Annotated in this window: 4 protein-coding genes; all 4 read right to left on the bottom strand. The window is 43.1% G+C overall.

Features of this window, described 5'->3' with window-relative positions; all coding sequences use genetic code 11:
• Positions 1 to 645 (bottom strand): hypothetical protein (locus N1032_RS22705; RefSeq protein WP_259542578.1); only part of this gene is annotated, 645 nt, incomplete at its 3' end.
• Between the two features lie 19 nt (positions 646 to 664).
• Positions 665 to 1,246, bottom strand: a complete 582-nt coding sequence (locus N1032_RS22700; protein WP_259542577.1) for a hypothetical protein — start codon at positions 1,244 to 1,246, stop codon at positions 665 to 667.
• Positions 1,247 to 1,308: 62 nt separating this feature from the next.
• Positions 1,309 to 1,617 (bottom strand): hypothetical protein, encoded by a 309-nt coding sequence (locus N1032_RS22695; protein WP_259542576.1) that lies wholly within the window; start codon positions 1,615 to 1,617, stop codon positions 1,309 to 1,311.
• A 58-nt stretch (positions 1,618 to 1,675) separates the two neighbouring features.
• Positions 1,676 to 2,075: hypothetical protein (locus tag N1032_RS22690; protein WP_259542575.1), on the bottom strand; the 400-nt coding region annotated here is incomplete at its 5' end.

The following is a 2,075-nucleotide window of genomic DNA, read 5'->3' as shown; positions in this document are numbered from 1 at the left end:
GACTACGATATCCAACTCAGTTTCACAATATCCCCACTCTTTTCCAGTCAAAGGCGTTTCATTGTGTCGCCATTTCTCATAATCTAAATCACCGCTTTTTTGGATCGGTGTTTGCAGGTTTTCCCCGACTTTTGCAAGGCTCAACCCGCTTGCGATATAGGAACAACGGAATTCGATCCCTAAGTCACTTCTAACCGCGATCGGGCTGTGAGTTTTGGCGAAAATATGAGGCTTGCTTTCCCAAGTGAACATATCGCGGATAAACTCGAATTCATATCCCAAGTTATGGACGTAAATCACTATGCAACGTTTTGCGAAACGCCGATCTTTTTTCCGTTTCCGTTGGTTCTTTCCCAAAAATAAGAACTGTGAAATTTTCTCACAAAACTCCTGAAATTCATGCCAATAACGGAATGATATTTTCATACCGTCAAGCGAAACCATACAAACATACATGTTCGCAAGAAAAAGCGTCTGATCCCCATTCTTATGTTTCCAAGAAGTGGTTTCAATATCAAAGCTTAAAGGCGCGTTTAACATTTGAAGCCCCGTAGTGGTTCCGCGTTTATATTCAAATTTATCTTCTAATTTTTCAAGGTGGTTTTCTAACTCAACCTCGAATAACTCACTATAAGGGATCATCAATGTTAGCTACTCCTTGCGATTAGATTTGATCTAACGGCGTTCCGTTTGCCGATTCTACCACCGTTGCGTGTCCTAATTTTTCAGCAATATCGATCAACGCGTCCTCGATTTGATCTGGTGAAAGATTCGCGCTTGCCTCTGCTAGTTCTGAAGCGAGTTGCATTGCCTTATCATACGTGCCTGCGTGCATTTGTTCGATAATGTTACCCTGCTCTTTCATCAACTTCGCGATCTCGTCAAAGAGTTCATGAGGGTTGCTGTTTCGGAATTTTGAGTTCAATCGTGCCACCGCTTGTTTTGGTGTCAGTCCTTTTGCGTCCTCTCCGTACAATTTCAGTTGTCGATCGATCATCTTTTTCGTCCCGTTCACGTTTTTCGTGACGTAGGTGTCAATTTCTTGAAGTTTGCGTAATAGCGTTCCGACTTCACGATCACCAAGTCCGCGAATTGTGATATACCCGCCCTGCTTGTCGGTCAAGGCTTTCCATGATTTTACCGACTGCGCGAACGTGCCGTATTTCTTTTCAACGTTCCCGATTGATCGGCGTAAGTTCTTGATTAATCGGCTCGCCTCTCGCCGTTCCGCTTTTGCTCTTGCCAATGCCTGCGCGTTAGCTGTGACTTTTGCTTTGTCAACTGCCTGAATGTTTACTACCCGTGATCTTACCAATTTTTAAATACCTCCCTTAGTGTGTCGTTATGAACGTCAGTGATTAATCTTTTCAAAGTTTTGTAGAAACCGCCCTGCGCGCCTGTGTGGTCAAATAGAAAATTGTCAACTTCCCATGATAATTGGATATAGAACGCAAGAATCAAATAATTCGTAGAATCACCGCGTTCAAACGATTCGATCGTTCGATTCTTAAAACCTGAAAATTTTTCGATATCGTCACGCGTGAACCCTACTGTGTTTCTAATTTGCTTGCATAGCGCCCCAACTTGCTTTTTAAGCGCCTCTTTTTCGTTTTCCATGATATACCTCCTAAAATAAATAAAACGCCGTGACGGTTAAGCCACGGCGTTGTGTGAACTATACGAATTCTAAACGGTTGAAATCTTGCTTTTCGCCTTCTGCGTTTTCAAAGGAATCAGCTACCACCTGAAAAATTAATTCGCCTTTATTAATGCTTGCGATTGCCGCGCGTTTGTTTTTAGGGTTGAGGATCGTTTTCAAAGCCCGCTCAACTTTCTTGCTAGGGAAAATCTTCACTAGGTCGCCTGTTGCTTTACCTTCCTCGTCAGTCGGAACCGCTAGGATAAGAAAGCCGTTATGCTCGTCTACCCAATTCCCCTCAAAGTCTGTGCCTGCTTTGATTACAACGTTCGCGATATTGATAACTGTTAACTGTGTTCCTGCTTCAAGTTCACGTAATGGTGTAGGTCGATCCTCGATCACTGTTTGATCTGCGAATAAGGGATCAATAGTTCTT

The sequence above is a fragment of the Herbiconiux daphne genome, assembly GCF_024979295.1.
Classification (GTDB): Bacteria; Actinomycetota; Actinomycetes; order Actinomycetales; family Microbacteriaceae; genus Herbiconiux; species Herbiconiux daphnes.
The sequence above is the reverse complement of the archived record's forward strand: the minus strand, read 5'-3'. Positions and strand labels throughout refer to the sequence as shown.

Bases quoted from the DNA above. Each gene is read 5' to 3' on its own strand.
- N1032_RS22695 (WP_259542576.1), bottom strand. From the start codon at position 1,617: ATGGAAAACGAAAAAGAGGCGCTTAAAAAGCAAGTTGGGGCGCTATGC.